Source organism: Streptomyces lomondensis (assembly GCF_014651035.1).
GTDB classification, from domain to species: domain Bacteria; phylum Actinomycetota; class Actinomycetes; order Streptomycetales; family Streptomycetaceae; genus Streptomyces; species Streptomyces lomondensis.
The window spans coordinates 256,813-273,114 of the sequence record NZ_BMWC01000004.1; the positions used below are offsets into that span (position 1 = coordinate 256,813).

At 71.7% G+C, this 16,302-nt stretch carries 7 protein-coding genes; 2 read left to right on the forward strand and 5 right to left on the reverse strand.

Annotation, left to right across the window (positions count from 1 at the left end; translation table 11 throughout):
* Nucleotides 1-89: 89 nt before the first annotated feature.
* Nucleotides 90-1,571 carry an MFS transporter gene (locus tag IE255_RS16340; protein WP_190051366.1) on the forward strand — a complete coding sequence of 494 codons (1,482 nt, stop codon included), beginning with the start codon at nucleotides 90-92 and terminating at the stop codon, nucleotides 1,569-1,571.
* Between the two features lie 18 nt (nucleotides 1,572-1,589).
* Here the strand turns inward: IE255_RS16340 and IE255_RS16345 are convergent, their stop codons facing one another.
* Entirely contained in the window at nucleotides 1,590-3,578 is a 1,989-nt protein-coding gene (locus tag IE255_RS16345) for a GDSL-type esterase/lipase family protein (protein WP_190050990.1), read from the reverse strand.
* A gap of 255 nt (nucleotides 3,579-3,833) precedes the next feature.
* Here IE255_RS16345 and IE255_RS16350 point away from each other — a divergent pair, with 255 nt between their 5' ends.
* Nucleotides 3,834-7,298 (forward strand): NACHT domain-containing protein, encoded by a 3,465-nt coding sequence (locus IE255_RS16350; protein WP_229906436.1) that lies wholly within the window; start codon nucleotides 3,834-3,836, stop codon nucleotides 7,296-7,298.
* Nucleotides 7,299-7,341: 43 nt separating this feature from the next.
* Here IE255_RS16350 and IE255_RS16355 read toward each other — a convergent pair whose 3' ends face one another.
* The 4 genes from IE255_RS16355 to IE255_RS16370 form a co-directional block, all read right to left on the reverse strand.
* Nucleotides 7,342-10,251 carry an ATP-binding protein gene (locus IE255_RS16355; protein ID WP_190050991.1) on the reverse strand — a complete coding sequence of 970 codons (2,910 nt, stop codon included), beginning with the start codon at nucleotides 10,249-10,251 and terminating at the stop codon, nucleotides 7,342-7,344.
* A 207-nt stretch (nucleotides 10,252-10,458) separates the two neighbouring features.
* The gene (locus IE255_RS16360) at nucleotides 10,459-11,466 is read right to left on the reverse strand and encodes a (-)-alpha-amorphene synthase (protein ID WP_190050992.1); all 1,008 of its coding nucleotides are present in this window, start codon (nucleotides 11,464-11,466) and stop codon (nucleotides 10,459-10,461) included.
* Nucleotides 11,450-12,934: a cytochrome P450 gene (locus IE255_RS16365; protein ID WP_190050993.1), complete on the reverse strand. Its 1,485-nt coding sequence runs from the start codon at nucleotides 12,932-12,934 to the stop codon at nucleotides 11,450-11,452. Before IE255_RS16365 ends, IE255_RS16360 begins: the two co-directional genes overlap by 17 nt.
* A 299-nt stretch (nucleotides 12,935-13,233) precedes the next feature.
* Nucleotides 13,234-16,140 (reverse strand): glycosyl hydrolase 115 family protein, encoded by a 2,907-nt coding sequence (locus IE255_RS16370; protein ID WP_190050994.1) that lies wholly within the window; start codon nucleotides 16,138-16,140, stop codon nucleotides 13,234-13,236.
* Nucleotides 16,141-16,302: the final 162 nt, after the last annotated feature.

A 16,302-nucleotide genomic window follows, 5' to 3' on the forward strand; every position in this document is an offset into this window, starting at 1 on the left:
GTCGAACGGTGGACACCGCAGGCAGCAGCCCGCAGCCGGCCTCACCACAGACGACCACCACCAGGGAAACCGGTGGTGGCGGAAGCGCGATGGCGCTTCTGGTCATCGCCTCGTGCCAGCTGATGGTGGTCCTCGACATCACCATCGTGAACATCGCGCTGCCGCACATCCAGAGTTCGCTGGACTTCTCCACCACCAGCCTGTCCTGGGTGGTGAACGCCTACACCCTCACCTTCGGCGGCCTGCTGCTGCTCGGCGGCCGGACCGGCGACATCCTGGGCAGGCGACGGGTCTTCGTGTTCGGAGTACTGCTCTTCGCACTCGCCTCCCTGCTCGGCGGATTCGCCCAGAACTCCGGCCAACTCCTCGCCGCCCGCGCCCTCCAGGGCGTCGGCGGCGCCATCGCGTCCCCGACCGCCCTCTCGCTGGTCAGCACGACCTTCCGGGAAGGCCCGGAGCGGAACAGGGCCTTCGGGGTGTTCGCCGCGGTCTCGGCGGGCGGCGGCGCGATCGGGCTGCTGGCGGGCGGGCTGCTCGTCGAGTGGCTGGACTGGCGGTGGGTGCTCTTCGTCAACGTCCCGATCGGGCTCCTCATCGCCCTCGCCACACCCCGCTGGATCAGGGAGTCCGAACGGCACCCCGGGCACTTCGACGTCACCGGCGCGCTGACCTCCACCGTGGGCATGGTGCTGCTCGTCTACGGGTTCATCAGAGCCGCGCAGGACGGCTGGCGCGACGCGCTCACACTGGCCTCGTTCGCCGCCGCCGTCATCGTCCTGGCGGGCTTCATCCTGGTCGAGCGGCGCTCCAGACAGCCCATCACGCCCCTGCACATGTTCGCCGACCGCAACCGCGCGGGCACCTACGGCATCATGCTCTGCCTGGCCGCCGCGATCTTCGGCATGTTCTTCTTCCTGACGCTCTTCGTGCAGAACGTCCTGGACTTCAGCCCGTTGCAGGCCGGGCTGGCCTTCCTGCCGGTCAGCGCGGTCATCGCCATCGGCGCCGGGCTGGCCTCGCGGTTCCTGCCCACGTACGGGCCCAAGCCGTTCATGGTGGTGGGCGCCATCCTGGCGGCGGCCGGGCTGGCCTGGCTCACCCTGACCGACGTCCACTCCACCTACGCGGGCAGCGTCCTCGGCCCGATGCTCGTCTTCAGCCTGGGCATGGGCATGGAGTTCGTGTCGCTGACGCTCATGGCGCTGTCCAACGTCACCACCCGGGAGACCGGGGCGGCCTCCGGACTCCTCAACGCCACCCAGCAGGTCGGCGGCTCCCTCGGCCTGTCCATCCTGGTCACCATGTACGGCACGGCCAGCACCAACGAGGCGGAGAAGCAGGTCCCGGACTTCCTCCAGCAGGCCACCCCGGCCGAGCGCCTGAGGTTCGAACGCACCGGACAACTGCCCAAACCCTGGTCCGACGAGGTCCTCACCTCTGGCGTCTCGGCCGCCTTCATCATGGCGGCGATCTTCACCGTCGCCGCGGCGCTGATCGCCCTGGTCGTCATCCAGGTCCGCCCCTCCGACCTGGACCGCCTCAAGGGCGGGGCGGGCCCCGGTCCGCTGTGAGGCCCGCCCCCGGGGTGTCTACGCCCCGATCCTCGCCGCGATGACCGGTGCCAGCCGGTCGGCGATGACCCGGTGCCCCCGGTCGTTGGGATGCACCGAGTCCGTCAGATCGTCCGACCCCAGCCATCCGGTCGTGTCGACGAAGGACACCCGCGCGTCACCGCCGGCGACCGCGGCCCGCACGGCGGCCTCGGTCTGCGGGACGTACCGCCCGCGGAACGTCTCCAGCGCGAAGATCCACGCCTGCGGGTAGGCGGCCCGGACCTTGCGCAGCAGGCTGCTGTACGCCGACTGGAACTGCGTGGAACTCACCCCGTGCCCGACGTCGTTGGTGCCGAGGTTGATGACGACCGCGTCGGCCCGGTAGCGGGAGAAGTTCCAGTCCGGCGTCGCCGCGTTCGGGTTGAGCTTGGTGAACTGCCGCTCCAGGCCCACGCATCCGTCCGCCGCGGCCACCAGGCACGCGCCGCCCTGCGCGATCTGCGTGTGCTCGACGCCCAGCCGCTCCCCGATCAGCCAGCCGTACGCGGTACGGGCGTTCTGCGAGGTCGTGGTGCCCACGGTGATCGAGTCACCGACGAACTCGACCAGCTTGGCCGGGGTCGGCGGCGCGAAGGTCGTCGCCCCGCTGTCCAGGACCAGCCCCTGGAAGACGGCGTCGCCCTTGTAGGAACCGGCGACCACCTGGTAGTTGACCTGGAGCGTGTGGTTGCCCGGGGCCAGGGGCGCCGGGGTCAGGTCCACCGTCCCCTTGACGTCGTCGTAGAACCTCACCGGCCCGTTGTCGATCCGCGCCCACAGGTCGATGGTGCCGCGCTGCTTCAGCTTGACCGTGCGTCCGGTGAAGCCGGCCCGGTAGTAGGCGCCCGCCCAGTACGGCGTGTACGCGGTACTGGAGCTGGTGGTGTCCCAGCGGCCGACGAACTTGAGGTTCGGATCGCCGGGCTGCCCGGGAGCGGCGGCCTTCGCCGCGGCGCCGTTGCCCAGCCGGGCGGCGACGACCGGGGCCAGGCGCTCGGCGAACCTGGAGTGACCGGCCTCGTTCGGATGCCCGTTGCCGTCCTCGTAGTCGGCGCCGTCGGTGAGCCAGCCGGTGGTGTCGACGTAGTGCACCCGGGCGTCACCGGCACCGTTGCGGGCGCTGACGGCGGCCCTGGTCTCGGTGACGTAGCGCTTCTTGAGCGTCTGCACCGCGAAGAGATGCGCGGCGGGGTACTTGGCGCGCACGTCCCGCAGGAACGTGGTGTACGCCGACTGGAAGGCCGGGCCGGACACGCCGTGCCCGATGTCGTTGGTGCCGAGATTGATGACGACCGCGTCCGCCCGGTAGCGGGAGAAGTCCCAGTCCGTGCCGCCGGTGCTGCCCGTCTTGAAGAACTGCCCGCTCAGACCCGTGCAACCCGACTGGGCGACCAGGCAGTATCCGGACCGGGCGATCCGCGTGTGCCGCATCCCCAGCCGCTCGCCGGTCTTCCAGGCGTACGAGTCCAGCGCGAGCCGGTCGGTGAGGGCGCCGGCGGTGATGGAGTCGCCGACGAACTCCACCAGCCCGGACGGGGCACCGGCGGCGACGGTCCGCGCGCCGGAGTCCAGGACCAGGCCCTGGAAGACCGTGTCGCCGGAGCGGTACGACAGGCGCAGGGTGTGCGTGCCGGGCGACAGCGGGCGCGGGGTGAGGTCCACCGTGCCGCGCACGCCCGCGTGGAACACGTCGGGGCCGCCGTCGATGCTGGCGTAGAAGTTGACCGCGTTCCTGGCCCTGACCTTCACCGTGGTGCCGGTGAAGCCGGTCTGGAGATAGGCGCCGGTCCACTGGGGCACCGCGGCGGTGCCCGAGGAGGTGTCCCAGCGCCCGACGTACGTGATGTTCGGGTCGGACACCGAGCCGTCCCCGGCCGCGGCCCGCGCGGGCGAGCCGCCCTTGAAGGACAGCAGGCAGGCCAGGAGCACGGCCGTCAGGAGAGCGGGGAGGGCACGTCTGAGGGAGGGGTGGGGGGAGGTCTGCACGGGCTTCCCTTCACGTGGGGGTGGTTGGGAGCGCTCCCATAGGCAGCCTTTCGAGGGAAGCAGTGAAACGGTTCACCGTCAAGGGGACGGGACGGCACGGAAGTTGAGCACGAGGCCGCAGGTCCACGGCATCGTCGGTGGCGGCGGACCTACGGCCCCGCGTACCGCCGGGTGGCGGGTGCCCCGGGCGCTTCCGTCGGGTGAATCCGGCGCCGCGGGCGGCTCGCGCACCCGCCCGCACGGAACCCTCACAGGGTGAACGGTGGTACAAGTGCTCCCCAGACTCCCGCCCCGCCGCGCGAAGGGGGACTGTCCCGGCTGCTCCGGCGAGCGCTGCTCGACGGGCTCGGCGTCCGCCGCGCGCTGCACCGGCGCCGGCTGATGCGACAGGGCTACGACCGGACCAGAGTCTGGCGGGTCCGCAAGAGCGGCGGGTACGTGGCGCTGCTCGTCCTGACGTTCCTCGGCGCGATGCTCCTGCTGTTCCTGGTCGTCACGGCCGTGATCACCCTGCCGCAGGAGAAGAGCTTCCAATCACCCGTCAGATGGGTTGATCAACAGTGCAAGCCGGACGACGGGTTCAGCTGCACCGTCCTCCAGTCCCTCTTCATGCCCTTCCTCACCCTCGCCCTGGCCACCGTCACCTACCTGTTCTTCCGGTTCAGCCATGTGCGCCGGGCCTACCTGAGGAAGGCCCGTCTGGACCCCCACGAACTCGTCGAGACGGCGGGCGGCATCTTCGGCCGGGTGGTCGGCCGCGACCAGCTCTGCTCCGTCCTCATGGAGGACCTGCGCGACCGCCGCTTCCGCCGTACGCACGTCGTCGTCGGCGGCATCGGCACCGGCAAGACGGCGCTGGTGGTGCTGCTGACCCAGCGGCTCGCGGAGCGCGGGGCGGTGCCCGTGCCGCTGCGGCTGCGGGCCGCCGACGAGAGCCTGGACTTCCGCGAGCTGGCCTTCGCTCGCTTCTACCGGGAGGTGCAGGGACACATCCGCTCCGACGCCGAGGCGGAGAAGGTGTGGCGGCGGCTGTGCCAGCAGGGGCGGATCGTGGTGCTCGCGGACGGGCTGGAGGAGGCGCTGACCGCCGAGGGCCTGACGGAGGAACGCGACAGCATCATCCGGCTGGCCATCCGCCGCGCCAACGACGAGGGCCTGCCGCTGATCATCACCTCCCGGCCGCACGACTCGCTGCGCGGCATGGAGGCCTCCCTCACCGAGCTGGAGCCGCTCAGCGAGGAGGCCGCCCTCACCTACATCTCGTCCGGGGGCGCCGGGGAGGACCGGCAGCGCCTGGACTGGATCGTCGAACGGGCCGGCATCGCGGAGGCCCCCACCTACCTGGAGATCGCCGCCGAACTGCACGAGCAGGGACTCCTGGAGCGCGCCCTGAGCGGCTCCGGGGAGGAGGAGGCCGTGGAGACCCGGGGCGGTGACCGGGCGTCCCTGCGGTTCCACCTGTTCGAGACCTGGCTCAGCGCCCTCATCAGCGGCCGCTTCCGCCCGGACCTGCCGCTCTCCCCGGAGGAGCGCCGCTCGACCGTCCACTACCTGTCCGCGCTGGCCTGCGTGGGACTCGCCCTGGACACCTCCGAGGTACGGTTCACCGACGTCGTCGACGAGCAGGACCCGGACCGCTCCCGCTTCCCCGAGATCGTCCGGGAACTGGCCCGCAGGGTCGGCGACAGCGGCATCGACCTCAGGCTCGCCGCCCACTGGGGTGCCCGGATGGAGCTGGTCGAGCTCGGCGGGGACCGCGTCCGCTTCCAGCACAGCGTGATCCAGGCCCAGTTGGGGGCCCGCTTCCTGAACGCCGTGATCCACCCGGACGTCCCGGCGCAGCCGACCGAGGGCCGCTACTTCCCGGCGGCCCTCCAGAGCCCCGGCCGGGAACTGCTGATCGCCATGGTGCTGCACTCCCGGCTCCCGGACGGCGCCTGCGTCCACGAGGAACCGGGCGCGGCGGGCCCGGACGGCACACGATGGTGCCCGGTGAGCGCCGCCCGGGACCTGCTGATGGAGGCCGCCTGCCAGGCGCAGACGGTCCGGACCACCGGCCACGACAACAACGACAAACAGGGGGTACGCCCCCTCTTCGGTCGCACCCTGCACAGCAAGGCCCTGGAGCTGTACGCCGCCGCCCTGGAGATCGACAGCGTCGAGGCCCGGCCGGAGCAGCACCTGATCGCCATGCGGCTGTGCACGTCCTGGCCGGACCTGCGGGCCCGCGACCCGCACACCCTGCGCACCGCGAAGGCCCTGCTCGTGACCCGGTTCGGGGAGGCCATGCGCGGGGTCGCCCAGCGGCAGACCCTGCGGCCCGCCTACCTGGAACTGTTCGAGATCGCGCGCCTGGAGCCCTCGTACGCGGTCCGGCTGGCCATCGCCCAGGAGATCGGCGCCGGCGGCGACCTGGCCTTCGCCGCGCTCCAGCCCCGGCTGCGCGGGCCGCAGGTCGTCGTGGGCCAGCGCGTCGAGCGGGAGCCGGACTGGCGGGAGAAGCTGTGGGTCGGGCAGCAGCCCGAGCTGGTGGGGGAGCGGGAGACCAGGCAGCGCCGGCGCGGCGAAGGGCAGGTCGCGCGGATGAAGAGGGAGCTGAAGGAGCGCGAGGAGCAGCGGCGCCAGGAACGCCGGCGGGAGCGCGAGGACCGCGAGGCCGAGGAACGGCAGTGGCGGGACAACACCCTGTGCGCCTGGCTGGTCCCGCTGCTCGTCGGCTCGGTCACCACCCACCGGCACCAGGACACGCCGTACGCGTTCCTGGAGAGCTGGGTGCGGCGCGTGGGCATCCCCGAGGACAGCGCCGACGCGCCCGCGGGACTCGACCTCAGCGTGGAGGTCGCGCTGGCCCAGGGCTTCAAGTACGCGGCGAACCGCCGGCACCGGCATCCGCACGCCCGGCCCGAGGCCCGCGAGTACCTGAGCGAGCAGGCGTGGGACATGCTCAAGCGCACCCGCTTCTGGTTCACCCGCCTCACCCTGCTGCACGCGCTGACCCTGTGGGACCTGCCCGACGGCGCCACGGCCGGGTTCCCCTCCCGAGGCCACGGGTCCGACCCCGCGCAGCAGGTCCGCCAGTGGCTCGCCCGCCCCGACGGCGAACCGGAGCACCCCTTCGTGACGGCGGCCGGGAAGCTGTGCGTCTGGGCGCTGGAGACCCGGCAGCCCGAACGGTTCCTGTGGATCGACGAGTCGGGCGTCGCCGCCCACGTCGGCTCCCAGACCTCCCGCGGCGAGGCCCGCAAGCACAACCTCTGGATCCCGCCGTCCACCGGCTGGAGCGCCCTGCACCCGAGCGCGCAGCAACTCCTCGCCGACGTGCTGCTGCTCCTGAACCTGGCCGAACGCGGCGACTGGCCCACCGACCGCATCCGCCGCCTGAAGCACACCGCCCGGCCCGACCTGCCGCCCTGCCTCACCCTCGACCGCACCCCGCTCGACCCGGGCCGCACCGCCGTCCGCACGGCCTCCTCCCAGGCGGGCTCCAACTGCCGCGACGACTGCGCCTTCGAACTGTGCCCCTACCCGCCCAAGGGCCTCGACGGCCAGCGCGTGGAACTGGGCGAGGCCTTCTGCCGCGCCCAGTTCACCCTGCTGTCCCGCTCCCGCTCGCCCCTACGCCCCAAGGCCTCGTGGCAACGCCGCGCGCACCTCGGCGAGCTGCGGAGGTTCTGGGAGGTGATGGGGCATCGGGCGCAGCACAATGCGAAGGCGCGATGAGCGAACCGGCGGTCGGGGCGGTGCGCGGCCGGGCTCCCGGGCGCTACCGCTCGTGTCGGGAGCGGTTCGGCAGGGCGTCGGGGAGGCCGGATGCGTCCGTGCCGAGTTTTCGGTACACGGAGGACAGCAGGTGCCGTACGCCCTGCTCGGTGAGCCGAAGGTCCTTCGCGACCACCGATGCCGGGTGGCCCAGGGCCGTCATCTCGGCGGCCTTGCGTTCCTGGGCCGTCAGCATGTCCGTCTGCGCGTAGCGCAGGGGCAGCGGGCGCAGTCCCGCGGCGGAGAGCTCCCGCCTGGCCCGGGCGGCCAGACCCTCGGCACCGCAGTGCACCGCGCCCTCCAAGCCCTGGTAGAGCCGGTCGGCGGCGTCGTGCAGATGGCCGTTGCGGGCCAGCGCGGCGCCGTGGCTCACCTGGGCCCGGGCCAGTTCGTACGCGGCGGGTGACTGTTCCAGATGGTCGACAGCCTGCGCGTGCAGATCGAGCGCCGCCTGCCCGCCCGTTACCTCCGCCTGGACATGCAGCGCCTGGCCGATCGCGGACGCGGCGCCGAAGTCCCGGGCCCGCTTGACGGCGTCCTGGGCATGGCGGACCGCCTGGTCAGGGGCGGTCCGGGCGAGTGCCGAGGCCAGTCCGAGCTGCCAGGGGCACCACGCGGGGTTGCGCCAGTCCCGCGCCTCCAGCCAGTCCCCGACCTTGGACAACAGCCGCGCCGCCTGAGCGAGTCGCCCCTCCGCCAGGAGCAGGTCGGCGTAGACCGTGCGGGGATCCGGGAAGATGACGGCGTTGGGGACCACGTCGCCGTAGTGGTAGCTGTCGGCGAGCCGGCGCGCGTCGCCGGTCCGCCCCCGGGCCAGCAGGGTCTGGATGAGAATGCCGATGGCGAACCACTGGGCGGGCACCGCTCCTTCGACGCGCTCGGCGGTGTGCAGCCCGGCCCGGACGAGTTCCTCAGCCTCGGGCAGGCAGCCACGGCGGTAGCGGATGTAGCCCAGGAGCGTCTGGCCCTGCGCCAGATGGGAGCCGCGCCACCCCATGTGCTCGCACTCGGCCATGCCTTCGGCGAAGAGCTCCTCGGCCCGCCGTGGCTGGTCGCAGTACATGAACAGCAGGGCCACCGCGGCGGGCACCTCGAAGCCGCGGTTCTCGTCGGTCCAGCTCATCCCTCCGCGCAGGGCCTCCTCGGCGTACTCGAGGGCGGTCCGCCGCGGCTCGCCGCGCACGAGGGCGTCCCAGGCCCGCAGACCGAGGATGTAGCGCTCCTCCAGGCCACGGCCGGTCAGCTTGTCCGCCAGCCGCGCCAGCCGCCGCGAGCGGGCGGACGAGTCGGGCTCGTCGGCGCGGAACGCGCTCCATACGAAGTGGTCGGCCTGCATGCGCAGTTTGACGCGCGCGTTGGTGGCGCGCCGCGCCTCGTCGGCGGCCACGGTCGCGGCCTCGGTCAGCCGGTCGGTGTGGGCCAGCGCCTGGGTCAGCCGGTAGACGATGGAGGCGCGCAGGTCGGGGTCGATTCCCGGCTCCGTCAGCGCCTCCCGGAGATGGCTGACCGTGGCCGTGGGCTCGATGAGGAAGGTCGAGCAGGCCAGCTCGTGGAGAAGGGCGGCGCGGTCCTCGGCAGGGGGCGGTTCCCGCAGCGCTCGGGTGAGCACGCGCCGGGCGGCCTCCGGGGCCCCGGCGCGGAGGTACTCACGCGCGGCGGCGCGCAGGCACGCGACCGCTTCGGGCCGGCCGTCGCAGGGAACTTCCAGCAGGTGCCGGGCGGCGACGGTGGGGTCGGCTCCGACCACCTGGGCGGCGTGGGCAGCCGCGTTGTGCATGCCGACCCGCAGGCCCGGAGGAATGTCGCGATAGATCGTCGTGGCGATCTGCGGGTGGACGAACTCCAGGCCGCCCGCGGGGTCGTCGGCGTCCGCGAGGATGCGGCGGGCGCGCAGCTTCTCGGCCGCCTCTGCGGCCTCCTCGCTGCCGACCACCGCGAGGTCGGCGGCGACCTCCGGTGAGAAGGGCCCACCCAGGACGGCGCCGGCCCACGCGAAGCGGACCGTGCCCGGGCCGAGCCGTTTGAGGCGCTCGATCAGGCCGGGGCCCTTGACCGCGGCGGCGAGGTCCCGCATCACGGGCACCTCCTCCTGGGTGCCCCGCACCTTCCGCTCACGGAGCCGGATGGCCAGTTCGACGGCCTCGAAGGGGCTCCCGCCGGTGACCGTCCAGCACTCGCCGCAGAACTCGTCCTCGGCTTCCTCACCCACTTCCTCCCTGATGATCCGCGCCACACCGGCCTCGCCGAGCGGAGACAGCACATGCGGGCGCTGCTCATGGTGTTCGACGAGCGCACGGAAAGAGGTCGCGTCGGACGGAAGTTCGTCGGGCCGGTAGCCGACGACGATCAGCAGCGGGAGGTTCGCGACCCGGGGCGCGAAGGAGGCGAGCCAGTCCAGGGATTCGGCATCGGCCCAGTGCAGGTCGTCCAGGAGCAGAACGACAGGCGAGTTCAACATCGTCAGGCGCGTCATGACCCAGTCGAGGCCGTCGCGTACGCCGGTCGGGTCCGGCATCCGAGCGGTGTCCGTCGCCTCGAGACCGAGCGCGGCGCCGACGATGTCGTACCAGCTGCCCAGGAAGGCCCGACGCTCCGTCTCGCTCATCCTGGCCAGGATGGGCTGCATGGCCTGGCGGACGACGCGGAACGCCATCCCCCGCTCGTTCTCGCCGCCCTTGCCGGAGAACACCGTGAACCCGAGGGCGGCGGCGCGGGCGCGCGCCGCCGCGATGAGTGTCGTCTTGCCCAGCCCGGCCTCACCGGTGAAGGCGAGCAGACCGCCGCGTGGTAGTCGGGGCACACCGTCGACGGTGTCACGGAGCTCCGCCAACGCGTGGTCGATGGCTTGGAGTTCCTCGTCGCGTTCGACTAGAGGCCGGTGCTCGGTGATCGGTTGCCGCAGCCCATGGGCCATGTGGTCTACCGCTTCCTGTCGTTGCTCCCCGCCGGACGGGGCGAGCGTACGCCCTCGTCCAGGCCCCTTGGCCGGGTCGGAGCAGGAGGTCGACAGGGAGGGTGAATTTCCCGCAGGAGCGGTTCGGGTCTCAACTTTTCGGGGTAATCTGCTGCGTTTCCGCCCCTCTGGGAACCCTGGAGTGAAGGAGACCGGTCGGGCAGCGGATCAGATCACCACGGGGGCCGCCATCGTGTCCGCGTACCGGGGCACGGTCCGGGACCAGAAGTAGCAACCGCGGATCCAGCCGGCCATGCCCTCCACGTAGCCGACGCCGGACGGGGTCAACTCCGGCCTGAACTCACCGTAGAGTTCCTCGAACTCGCGGATCGTGCTGTTGATGTGCCGTGTGGCGAGCGTGACGGCCACCGGCAGGGAGCACCGGTGGGTCCGCTGGTAGGCGAGGGCCAGGTTGATCACGCCGCCCGCCCGCTGTTCCTTCACCGCGGAGAACAGGTCGGGTATCCACACGGCCGCGTCGGCCGACAGTCGGCTCAGGCGTCGCATGACGGGGTGATGGATCTCCTCCGGGGTCAGTTCGCACGGCTGCGCGGCCTCGCACAGCGGGTAGAACGGCTCGACGCCCGCGATGAGGGAGCGTATGGACCGGCACAGCCCGCTTCCCACCGGGACGGGGTGGGTCTGGGCCACCGCTTCGTACAGCAGGCCGTGCACGTACTCACGGCTGTTCCAGGCCCATCGTGCGGCCTGAGCGGGTGTGCACCGCTCCTGTACCTGTCGCTGGAGGTCGGCCAGGGCGGCCCCGAGCGGGGTGGTGGGCGGTTGGCCGTCCCGCAGGATCGCGATGCTCTCGCACAGCATGGGCAGCAGCCGGCCCGGTGCGTGCCGGCCGACATCCTCCGCGCGGTCGTCGAAGATGAACTGGTAGGCGATCTGGTTGGCCATGATCTGGAGGAGCCCGGCATCCATGGTCGGACTGTTGTAGGCCGCGAGTTCGGCGGGGCGCGTATAGGAGATCATGGCCGCCACCGCCGGGTCGTCGGTCAGCCCCCAGGTGCCCAGCCATTCCTCGACGCCTGCGGCCGCTTCGGACGCGTGGGGATTGCGCTGGAAAGCGAAGGGCATGTAGAGGGTCGCGTCGATCAGTTCCCGCAGATCGACGACCGGAACGCGGTCCTGCGCGGCGAGCGTGATTTCCTCATGCGTCGCGGACATCATGGCCACCTGCCGTTCGGGAGTTGTGGACGACGGGTACGACAGTTGTCCCGGGTGGGCGGGAATCCGCCCGGGGTGGTGTGCCCACCGGCCGCCTCGTTCGCGGCTCGCTGACCATCACCAATCCCCTCGGCCCCAACGACGCCGCGGGGCGCAGCCGTTCGGTGTGGCCGGGCAGATGGCGCAGCCGCCAGTGGCGGGCGATGAACGCGACGGCCACCGTGGCCTCCGCCAGCGCGAGTGTCTCGCCGATGCATTTCCGGCTGCCCGCGCCGAACGGAATCATCGCTCCGGGCGGGACGGAGACGGTCTGCCCGGGCAGCCAGCGGTCGGGGAGGAAGCGATCGGGGTCGGGGAACAGGGTGGGGTCGTGGTGCAGGAGGTACGGGCTGAACATGACGGTGGTGCCCTGCGGGAGACGGTGCCCCGCGAGCTCCGTTTCCCGCGTGGTGACGCGGGTGAAGAGCCAGCCGGGCGGGCGGTGGCGGAGGGTCTCGGTGAGGACGCACCGGGTGTGGACGAGGCGCGGCAGCTCGTCGGGGCCGGGCGGCTGCCCCGAATCGAGCACGGCGTCGACTTCGGAGTGCAGGCGGCGTTCCTCCTCGGGATGCCGCCCCAGGAGTTCCAAGGCGGAGGAGAGGCACAGGGCGGTGCTCTCGGCACCGGCGAACATCAGCGTCATCACCTGGCCGTGGACTTCCTGATCGGTGATCACCGTCCCCCCGCCGTCGGCCCGTGTGGCCGCCAGCAGGGTCCCGAGCAGGTCGTCGCGCTCGTCGTGGGAAGTGCCTTGCCGGCGCTGGGTGATGGCCGCGTCGACGATCGCGCGCAGGCGGTCGGAAGCATGCCGGTAACGACGGTTCGCCGGCGTGGGAACACGGAAGAGGGCGTCGACCGGCATCACCGTCCGGACGAACATGCCGCGGACCACGGTGGCCAGGCACTCGCGCATCTCGGCGGCCGTCGCGGTGTCGAGCGAGTCGGAGAAGAGGACGCGGCTGACCACACGCGTGGACAGGTCCAGCATGGTCGCGCTGACGTCGACCACTTGCCCGGCCCGCCACGCGCGGCACACCGCCTCCACTTCCTCGCCCATCAGGCCCACCTGGTCGGCGACGCGGGCCTTGCGGAAATCGGGCTGGAGCAGCCTGCGCTGGCGCCGGTGATCCTGATGGCGGCAGGTGCCGACGCCGTCCCCCAGCAGCATCCGCAGCCTGTCGTAGAGCGGGCCGCCCTTGTCGAACGTGCGCGGGTCCCTGAGTACCTGGTGGACCAAGTCCGGGTGACACGCCATCCAGGCACGCTGCGGACCCAGGCGTATCTCGACCAGATCGCCGTGCCCGGGCAAAGAATTCAGAAAGGCCAGCGGTCGACGGACCAAGTCGATACCGTGGCCAAGGAATGGGAATATGCCTGGAGCAGTGCCCACTGTCCAATCTCGGGCCGGTCCGGGAACGGAGCCGCTCATCGAATACCACCTGCCTCAGTTGGCACACGGGATTTCGGTGCGATCGCACCGACTTGATGCTCGCCTCATGTACTGCCCAGTGGAATCCGCCGACGGCTCGACGAATCCTTTCTCCATGGGGGCGCACGGATGCACGGAGGGGCGTCGAGCGAATCACGATTGCTACATGCATCCAGCTATTGATTGATTTTCTGTGCACGCAGAAATCTGTGATCTCGCCCGTGCTCCCGAAGAACACCTCAGTCGTGGCAGGCGCCTGGCATGGGCATGAGGGCCGCGCCCGGGCGCCTGCCGCTGGCCTAGTGGTCCGGTGCTTCCACGCCCGGTACGACGGCGGGGCCGGGATCGAAGGCGCGGTGGTAGCTCTCCGGTGGCGCGAGATAGCTCGCGGGCAGGCCGCCCGTGTCGATCACGATCTGATCCACCGCGATCGCCGCGTCCACCATGAACACCCTCAGCACATGCTCACCCGGTGCGGACACGGTCAGACGGGCCGTCAGCTTCTCGACGCCCTCCTCCACATTGCGGGCCCAGGCATCCCCCCGGTTGCCGGTGGCGATCGCCTGGCCCGACAGGACCGTCGGCGGCTGGTCGTCGAGGGCGACCGCCAGTCGCCGTGCGCCCCGCTCGTCCAGGGAGGGCAGCCGGAAGACCGTCACCGGGAAGGTGCCGGTGCTGGTGAAGCGCACCCGGTAGCGCAGCTCCGGTGACCGGGTGGGGAGGTCCTCGGTGATCGGCGGTGCGGTCGTCGGGACCGCCTCGACGGCGGCCGTACGGCGGCCCAGGCCGCGGACGACCCGCCAGTGGGCCCCACCGCGGGCCACCCGGCTCTCGAAGTGCGCCGCGTCGATCGACACATAGCCGTGGGCCTCGACGAAGCCGCGGGCCCGCCGCCGTGCCCGCTCCCCGTCGTTGACCACCCGCACCGGCACCTCGGCGGTCGTGCCGGCACCGGTGAAGGCCAGGGTCGGGTGGTGTGTGCCCTCCGGGACCCGGTCCCAGTCGATCTCGACCCACACCCGTGTCTGGTCGGTGAGTTCGCCGCCCGCCGTGCTCAGCCTCAGCCACGGGTGGCTCGGCTCGGCGTGCCACTCCAGCGGAAGGAAGCCCGTGTTGAAGACGTCCACGAAGCGGCGGTCCCGGGTGTAGGAGGAGAAGGACAGCGGACGGTCCGCTCCCGTCTCGTTCCCCTCCGCGGCCAGCCCGAGGCCCGAGGTGTCCTGCCGGGGCACCCGGGTCACGGAGGGGCGGCCCGGGGCCTTCGGGATCTGGGACGGATACGGGTTGACGATGCCGTCCCACTTCCCGCCCGCGATCTCGGTGGTGTAGCGCCGGGTGATCGCCTGCTCCTCGGCGTGCGCGGCCTCGGCCAGGTCCGCGAAGCGGTTCGTGCCCGCGCCGCGCCCCTGGCGGACGGCGAGGGCGTTGCGGTCCGCCCAGTAGTACTTCAGGTTCATCAAGTAGGCGCCGTGGACCGGGTATTCGACCAGTTCGTAGTAGGCGTCCCGGTAGGTCTCGGGGAGCTTCGCCCCCAGTCGGCGGACCCGTTCCAGCAACTGCTCGTAGGCCGTCATGCGGCGGCCCGCCTCGTCGCCGTGGTGGACCGTCGAGAAGACGGCCCGGTCGATGAACTCCGGGCGGCGTTCCGCCGCCAGGCGGTAGTACTCCGTGCGGATGGCGGCGATCTCCGCGCCGTACCGCCGGCCGAACTGGCGCCCGGCCCACTCCACGAGGAAGTCCTCGACGTTCCCGGGGCCCCAGCGGTCCGCGTCCCAGGCCATGTCCAGGCAGAAGGACAGTCCCGTCTCGATCGACTTGATGTCGCCGACGTTGAAGATCCACATCCGGTCGGCCCGATGGTCGTGGACCCGGCGCAGCTCCTGCCACACCTTGCTCAACTGCGTGGTGTCCAGCCACAGATAGCTCCGGGGCCGGCCCCAGTAGGAGAGGTGGTAGTAGATGCCGTTGCCGCCGGCGCGGCGGCGCTCCGCGTCGTTCGGGAGCTGGCGCATGTTGCCGTGGTTGTCGTCCGGCCAGATCAGCGTGACGTCGTCGGGCACCTGGACGCCCGCGTTGTACAGCTCCAGGACCTCCTTGTACGGGATGAAGATCTGCGGCTGGGCGGCCTCGCCCACCTCCTCGGCCAGGATGCGGCGCTGGTCGGCGATGATGTCGTTCATCACCGCGACCTTCTCCGGGATCGTGGTGGCGTACTTCGTCTCCAGCGCGGAGTCGTGCAGGCCCCGCATGCCGATCGTCCAGCTGCTCTCGTAGGCGGCGTTCTGGCGGGCCCGGGCCCGCCAGTAGTCGGAGATGACGGCCGGGTTCACCGTGTAGTCGTAGAGCGGCAGGGTGCCGTCGGGGTTGCGGTGCTCCTCGGCCCACGGCTGCCACTCGTGCACGCCGTTGCGCAGCATGGCCTCGGGGTGGCTGGAGCCGACCACGATGCCGTAGCGCTCGGCGAGTTCCGGGTTCTCGCGGTGCTTGTTGAAGAAGTCGGAGTACGGGTGCATCGCGGGCCACAGGTAGTTGGCCTTCAGGCGCAGCAGCAGCTCGAAGACCCGCTCGTAGGTCTTCGGGCCGATGTTCTTGTCCGGCTCCTGGGTGCGCTGGGACCACGTGGTGAGGTTCTGCTCGTCGTTGATGAAGATGCCCCGGTAGCGGACGGCGGGTTCGAGGCGCTTGAGGGGGCCGGCCGGGACCGTCACGGTGTCGCGGCGGACGACGGGGACGTCGGCCCACCAGTACCAGGGCGAGACGCCGATGCGCTCCGAGGTGTCGTAGAGGCCGTAGACCGTGCCGCGCCGGTCGCTGCCCGCGATGACCAGGGCGCGGTCCACGCCGGGCAGCGGACGGTCCACGACCTGGGTGACGGACGCCTCCCAGCGGCCCTCGACCCGGGAGACGTCCAGGCGCCTGTGACGGACGAGCCGGTCGATCACCGGGCTCGCGCCGATCGTCCCCACCAGCACGAGGAGTCCGGCCCGCGCGGGCACGGAGTGCAGCAGGCGGGGCCGTACGCCTGCCACCCGCTCCACGTCCGCCTGGAGGTCGCCGGCCGCGCGGAGGACGGCGGGGTCGTCGGCGGCGTCCACGAACACGTCCACCGCGGTGCCGCCCTGGACCAGGGGGAAGTCGGGGCGGGCCGAGGGAGCGGCTGCGGCGGTGGTGACGGGGAGCAGGGGAGCGGCGCCCACGGCTGCCATGCCCCGTAAGAACGACTTGCGGCTCACTGAGGGAAGGGACGGTCTCTGCTGCACGGGCACTGCCTTTCCGCGCCGGGCCCGCGCCGGTTCCTCGTCCGGGCCGTCGGCGGGGCTGCGCACAGGGAGGTTGGCTTGGGCAGGAGTTCGGCTTGGGCAGGGGTT

What these genes read in the sequence shown, in the direction of transcription:
- IE255_RS16360 (WP_190050992.1), bottom strand. Translation starts at nt 11,466, where the DNA reads ATGTCCGCGACGCATGAGGAAATCACGCTCGCCGCGCAGGACCGCGTT.
- IE255_RS16355 (WP_190050991.1), bottom strand. Translation starts at nt 10,251, where the DNA reads ATGGCCCATGGGCTGCGGCAACCGATCACCGAGCACCGGCCTCTAGTC.
- IE255_RS16340 (WP_190051366.1), top strand. Translation starts at nt 90, where the DNA reads ATGGCGCTTCTGGTCATCGCCTCGTGCCAGCTGATGGTGGTCCTCGAC.
- IE255_RS16370 (WP_190050994.1), bottom strand. Translation starts at nt 16,140, where the DNA reads ATGGCAGCCGTGGGCGCCGCTCCCCTGCTCCCCGTCACCACCGCCGCA.
- IE255_RS16365 (WP_190050993.1), bottom strand. Translation starts at nt 12,934, where the DNA reads ATGAGCGGCTCCGTTCCCGGACCGGCCCGAGATTGGACAGTGGGCACT.